The 6,354-nt window shown below is 69.1% G+C and carries 6 protein-coding genes; all 6 read right to left on the reverse strand.

The features are described 5' to 3' along the window. Positions 1 to 523: polysaccharide deacetylase family protein (locus tag RMO40_RS13320; protein ID WP_309721909.1), on the reverse strand; the 523-nt coding region annotated here is incomplete at its 3' end. Positions 524 to 607: 84 nt separating this feature from the next. Continuing rightward, positions 608 to 3,007: an MMPL family transporter gene (locus RMO40_RS13325; protein WP_309721912.1), complete on the reverse strand. Its 2,400-nt coding sequence runs from the start codon at positions 3,005 to 3,007 to the stop codon at positions 608 to 610. Positions 3,008 to 3,015: 8 nt separating this feature from the next. Next, positions 3,016 to 3,642, reverse strand: coding sequence for a LolA-related protein (locus RMO40_RS13330; RefSeq protein ID WP_309721915.1), 627 nt, complete (start codon positions 3,640 to 3,642; stop codon positions 3,016 to 3,018). After that, positions 3,617 to 4,570 (reverse strand): LpxL/LpxP family acyltransferase, encoded by a 954-nt coding sequence (locus RMO40_RS13335; RefSeq protein WP_309721917.1) that lies wholly within the window; start codon positions 4,568 to 4,570, stop codon positions 3,617 to 3,619. The genes RMO40_RS13330 and RMO40_RS13335 overlap by 26 nt, the downstream gene beginning before the upstream one ends. Further along, positions 4,567 to 4,869: an ApeI family dehydratase gene (locus tag RMO40_RS13340; protein ID WP_309721920.1), complete on the reverse strand. Its 303-nt coding sequence runs from the start codon at positions 4,867 to 4,869 to the stop codon at positions 4,567 to 4,569. Before RMO40_RS13340 ends, RMO40_RS13335 begins: the two co-directional genes overlap by 4 nt. Before the next feature lie 6 nt (positions 4,870 to 4,875). Beyond that, entirely contained in the window at positions 4,876 to 6,249 is a 1,374-nt protein-coding gene (locus tag RMO40_RS13345) for an AMP-binding protein (RefSeq protein ID WP_309721923.1), read from the reverse strand. Positions 6,250 to 6,354: the final 105 nt, after the last annotated feature.

Raw genomic sequence — 6,354 nt, forward strand, 5'->3', positions numbered from 1 at the left:
CTCGAAAGAAAACAGGTCGCTGGCCAGTGATCTGGCTCAGCGTGCCCTGCGCCAGGCTGAGCTCGCGGGCAAAGGCGCCTGGGCCCCACAACGAGAAGGTGTGCGAGTGCCGGTGGCTGTGGTTTTGCACGCTGTGGCCACGCGCGACGATCTCGCGGCACAGCTGCGGGTGTTGCGCGGCGCGGCTGGCGATGCAAAAGAAGGTGGCGCGTGCGCGGTGCGCATCGAGCAGGTCGAGCACGGCGGGGGTGACCTCGGGGTCGGGGCCGTCGTCGATGGTGATGGCGATCTCGCCGCGCCGTGCCGAGGCTTCGGGCAAGCGGCGCATGTTGCTGCCGAGCCAGGTAGAACGTGGCCACAAGCCGGCCCCCACCAACAGCGCGTGATCGATCGCCACCGCACTCAGTGACCACGGCCACAGCGCCGACTCGGCCAGCAGCACGGCACCCGCTCCCAGGTGGCAGGCCACGCTGGCCTTGACCAAGGTCGGCGCGTACCAGCGCACGGGGCTGGCAGAGGGCATCAAGGACGTGGAAGACGGCATGCGCGGGGTGGGCTGAAGCGGCGTTGATTTTTGCACAAGGCCCCCGGGCGCAAGCCCTCTCAATCACCGCTTGGCCAGAGGGATGAAAGCGGCCGACAACAGCAGGCTGATCACGATTCCCGGGGCCACCACCTGGCCGACGGCGTAAAGCGCCGGGATGCTCGAAAACGCGAGCAGCAGGAAAGACACGCCCGAGGTCAGGTTGGCCAGCGCCAACGAGGCCAAGGTGTCGTTGTCGATGGCCGCGACCGCCGAGCCGGCGGGTTGCGCTTCTTGCTGGCTGCGCAGCTGGTCGAAGAAGAGCGCGTAGTTGGAGCCGATGGCCACCGTGAGCAGCAGACCAACCAGGTGCAGGATGCCCAAAGCGATGCCCCACGCACTCATCACCGCGAGCACGATCAGCACCGCCGCGACGATGGGCTGGGCAATGCGCCAGAGCCGCCGCCACGAGCGCAGGTGCAAGGCCAGCAACACACACACCGCCAGCGCGCCCAGCAACGCCTGCACCGTGGCCTCGTGCAGGTAGCGGGTGTACATGCCGCTGAGTTCATCGGCGATGTGGACCACCTGGGTGCCGGGCAGATCGGCGAGCGCGGCGCGCAGCAGGTTCACGTCGACGGGCTGCGCACCGGCCTGCACTCGCAGCAGCGCACGCCACGGCCGGGTGCCATCGCCGGGCAACAACTGCGCCGCCAATGCGGGCGCGAGTGGTGTGCCTTGCAAGGAGGCCGTGGTCAGCACGGCCTGTGTGCGTGCGGCCTGCACGTCAGCGATGAAGCCCGCCAGGCGCGCCGCCGGCAGCGGGCCGTCGGCTGTCGCTTGGGCCAGGTTGGCCGTCAACACGGTGGCCTCGGGCAGCGCCGCCTGCCGCCGCTGCTGTGTGCCGGGGCTGGGCAAGAGGCGCGCGGGTGATTCGTAGCCGCTGATCGCGCCGTCGCTCACCAGGCGGTCGAGGCGCAGGCCGGCGGCCTCGGCCTGGGCCAGCACGCCGGCTTCGTCGGCGCCCGCCACGGCGACGATGGTGCCGTTGTCGTTGGCGCCGATGTCCAGGCGCAGGGCTTCGTCGAGCTGGATCATCTCGGCCCCGACCGGGTTCAGCGAGGCCAGGTTGGCGCGCCACGGCGAGGGCAACCACACCAGCGTGACACCCGCCGCCACCGTCAACGCCAACAAGGGCCAGCGCGCCCGTGGCAAGGTTTCGGCGCACCAGCCGACCCCCTGGCCCAGCCGACGGCGCATGCCCACACCGGGCGCGCCATCGGGCGCCAGCACCGGGAACACGATGCGCGTGGTGACGGCCGCCGCACACAGCCCGGCCACCGAGAAGAGACCCAGCTGCGCGAGCCCCGGGAAGCCCGAGAACAAGAGCGCCGCAAAACCACAGATCGACGTCCACAAACCCAGGCGCACGGTGGGCCAGTTGTCGGCCACCCAGCGCCGCGCGCCCGCGCCTTTTTCGGCGCCGACCAGGGGCCGCGCCTGGATCAGGTAGTAGATGGCATAGTCGACCGCCTCGCCGATCAGCGTGGTGCCAAAGCCGAGCGTGATGCCGTGCACGTTGCCAAATGCCAGGCTGACGGCGGCGATGCCCGCGAGCACCCCCACCACCACCGGCAAGCTGGCGATGGCCAAGGTGCGCAAGGAGCCGCCGAACGACAACATCAAGATGCCAACGATGCACACCGCACCGGCCACCGCCAGGCGCTCGACCTCGCTCTTGATCTTGGCGCGCGAAGCCACGGCGAATGAGCTCGAGCCCGACATCAGGAGCTTCAAACCCTGCGCTGCATGGGGCGCAAACGTGTCGCGCACGAGCTGCAAATTGCGCTCCTGGGCGTCGATGTCGGCGCCTTGTGCGCTGGAGGTGGCGATCAACACCGCACGCTCCGCCGTGCGCGAGACCCACACACCGCCGTCGCTGCGCGGCGACTGCGCGGGCAGCATGGCTTCGGCCATGCGCACCGTCTCGCCAGTGGGGTCGCGCAAGATCACCTGCTTGATCGCCGCGCCGGCCGGCGTGCCCAGCAGCGAGGTGGTGTCGGCGATGCCATCGCGCAGACCCTGCACCGTGAACCGCTGCGCGTCGACCGCGGGGCTGAGCAGGTAGCGGTGGTCGAACAAGAATTTGCCGGTGGCTTCGAAACCCGAGTTGTCGCCGTTGTGCACCGCGTCGAATTGCCCGCTCTGGCGCAGGGCCTGCGCGAGCTGGCGCGAGGCCGCGCTGCGCGCCTCGCGCGTGCCGCCTTCGATGCCGATCAGCACCAGCCGCGAGGCCACGCCGCTGCGCAGCTGATCGAGCAGCACGGCTTGCTCGGCGCTGGGTGTGGAAGGCAAGAACGCCGACAGATCGGCCACGTAGGTGGTGCGTGCGGCAATGAAGATCGTGCCCAGCACACAGGCCAGCCACAGCAGCACCGCGCCACGCCGCAGCGTCGCGAGCGCACGCGCCAGAAAGCCGCGCATCGGCACGTTCAATTCGAGGCCAGCACCGGCTCGATCTTCATCACCGAGCGGTCACCGTCGGCCATGGCGATCGTCACCTCGCGCACCAGCGACTGCTGGCCACTCAGCTGAACAAAGCTCACCAGCTCACGCAGGCGCGGCTCGATGGGGACGAGTTCCAGCACCCAGCGCTGCGCGTTGCCCGACACCGTGGCGCCGAAGTGGCGCTCCAGCACTTGGCGGTTGCCGGTGAGCGTGCCGCGGATGGCTTCGACGATCACCGCCGCTTCGGGCACCGAATCGAGCGGCACGGTGCGGCTGCGGCTGCCCGAACTCAAGGTGACGCTGTTGCCGACCACGGCCATTTTTTCCTGGCGGGGCTTGAGCGTTTCGCGCACGAAGGTGTCGGGCGCGGTGAACGACAGCCGGCCCGACGACTCGAGCGTTTGCGCGAGGATGTTGACCATGCGCTTTTCGGTGAACACCGCTTCGCTGCTCTTCACCCTGGCCAGCAGCGTGGTCAATTGGGTCAAGTCGAACGCGGCCTGCGAGTGAACGCTCAACGACAAAAGCGACGCAGCGCCCAGCGCCAACCATCGCGCCAGCACGCGGCGCCGTGCGCGGGTGTCGTCAGTGCGTGACAGTCGGTTTGGCATCGGTGGCCCAGAAATCGTAGAAGTTGAACCAGTTGTAGGGCGACTCGATGCACAAGACTTCAAGCAGCGCCACGTAGCGAAGCAAGGTCTCGCGCACCAGCCGATCGGTGTCTTCGCGGGTCGCGCCGGCCTGCTGGCGAAAGTCGGCCAGCTCGACAAAACGCAGCTCGTAGTGGCGGCCACCATGGTAAAGGCCGGCCACGAACACCACCCGGCGGTGCAGCATGGCCGCCAGGCGAAAGGGGCCATCTGAAAACGGTGCCGGCTGACCCAGGAAGTCGACCCACATCGTGTGCGAGCGGCCCGATTTGCCCGGCAGCGTGCGGTCGGCCAGGAGGCCGGCAATGCCCCCTTCGTTGAGCCAGTGGCGCAGTTGCAGCATGGCGCCTGCCTGGCCGAGCGCGATGGTGTGCAGGTGCGCCTTGGGCGCCACGGCGGCCAGGGTGGCGTTGATCATGCGGGCATTAACTTCGTACATCAACATGGCCACACGTTCGCCTCGGTTCTGCGCATCGGCGCGCAAGGCCTCGAAGCTGCCCAGGTGCGCGCCCACGGCGATCACACCTTCGCCTTGTTGGAGCGGCACGTGGATCACACCGCCATCGGTGACAACCACCTCGAACTGGTCAAAACGTTCTTGCAGGAAGTAGATGCGGTCGAGCACTGTCGCGGCGAAGGTGTGGATGTGGCGGTACACCTCGTGCAGCCGCGCCGGGCGCTTCAACGCGCGACCGAGGTAGCCGAATGACGCACGACGCGCCTTGCCGTTGAAGAGCACGAAGTAGAGCGCGATCGGGTGCAGCAGCCATCGTGTGGCGCGGCGGCCGGCGCCGAGTGCGATCCAGCGGATCAGGTGCAGCATCCACGGGTGGCTGCGCTCGGGCTCGGCAGCCCAGGCCGCACTTTCGCGCTTGAACGGTGTGCTCACGACGCGCGCTCGAAAGTGCCCGAGGCGGCGAGGCGCTCACCCGTCAGCACCTCGAAACGCAAGGCGCCGGGGCCGGTGTCGAAACGCAGCGTGAGCCGGGCCCCCGGGCGCACCGGCGCCAGAAACTTGGCCACACCGATGCGCGGCGCAGGCCCCACACGCGCCGCCAGCTCAGGCTCGCCCATCACGGCTTCGAGCACCTCGGCCAGCAACGCCACCCCGGGCAGCAGTGGCTGGCCCGGGAAATGGCCAGCAAACGCCGGGTGATCCGGCGCGATGTGGATGTCCACGCTGTGCATGCGAACTCAGCGCGGCGGCGCGCCGGCCATCGCGCGCTCGGCCCAGGCCGCGAACATGGCGGCGGGCAGCTTGGCCGTGCCGGGCACACGCGGCAGCTCGGGCACCGGCACCACACGGCGCGGCACGAAGGCGGTGTCGACACGCTGGCGCATGGCGGCGATCACCCGCTTGCTCAGCTCGGCGGCGGGGATCTCGGGCGCCACCACGAAGGCGATCAGGCGCACCACGCCATCGGCCGGCACGTCGGTCGGCAGCCAGAAGGCGCCGTCACGCACCCCCTCGATGGCGTTGAGGTGGTAGTTGAGGTGGCTGAGCGAGCTGCGCTTGCCGGCGATGTTGATGAGGTCGTTGGAGCGCCCGAGCAGTCGAAAGCTCGTCGGGTTGATGACCTCCAGCACGTCGGCCAGTGTGGTGGCGAGCGGCACATGGCCACCTTGTGCCACCGAGTTTTCGCCGTTGCCGCTGATGTGCACACCGTCGAACACCTGCCACTCGGCGCCCTTCACCGTGCGGCGGCTGGCCACCTGGCCGGTTTCGGTGCAACCGTAGATCTCCATCAGCGGCGAAGCCAGCGCGGCTTCGGCGCGCGCAGCGAGTTGAGGCGACAGCGGGGCGGTGGCGCACAGCGTGAGGTCGATCGCGGGCAGCGCGACACCGGAGTCGAGCAGCGACTTCAGGTGGAACGGCGTTGTCACCAGCATGCGCGGGCGTGCGGAGCGTGACAAGGCGGCGGCGATGTCGGCCGGGTAGAAGGGCCGCTCGGTGTCGACCGCCGCGCCACCCAGCAGGGACAGCAGCACCGTCGACTCGAAGCCGAACATGTGCTGCGAGGGCACGGTGGGCACCACCGTCACACCCACCAGCGAAGGCCGCCCCATCACATCGGCCAGGCGCTGCGCTTCGGCGCGCACACCCAGGCGTAAAAACCCCCAGGCCTTGGCATGCGGCACCGGCGTTCCGGTGGAGCCGGAGGTCAGCACCTGCACCGCGTCGGCTTCATCGTCGATCAGCGGCACGGTGTCATCGGCCGGTATGGCGGCGTGGTCGTCAGGGTGACGCAGCACGAGCGAGGTCGACTCGTAGTCGAGCATGTCGGTCAGCACATAGATCGACGGGTACAGGCCACGCAGGCGCTCGATCATGTCGGGCGTGTGGTTGGGCGGCAGCAGGCTGTTTTGCCGGCGCACCAGCGCCGCACCCAGGCCGACCAGAAAACGGTAGCGGTCGCCGGTGAGGTTGAGCATGGCGCCGGCCTCGGGCAGGCGCGCAGCGAGATCGCGCACGTCGGCCAGGTACTGGCGCCGCGAAATCGGCTGGCCTGCGTGCCAGGCGATCGGCACCGACAGATCGTCGGCCCAGATCAGCGGTGTGGCGCTCACTGCGGCACCTTGGGCGCCGAAGGCTTGGCGTTGTGCATGTAGGCGCGGATCGCATCCGCCACCGTGGAGCGCTCGAACTCCGGGTGCAGGCGGTAGCGGATCAGG

Origin of the sequence: Rhizobacter sp. (assembly GCF_031412075.1) — a bacterium.
Lineage (GTDB): Bacteria > Pseudomonadota > Gammaproteobacteria > Burkholderiales > Burkholderiaceae_C > Rhizobacter.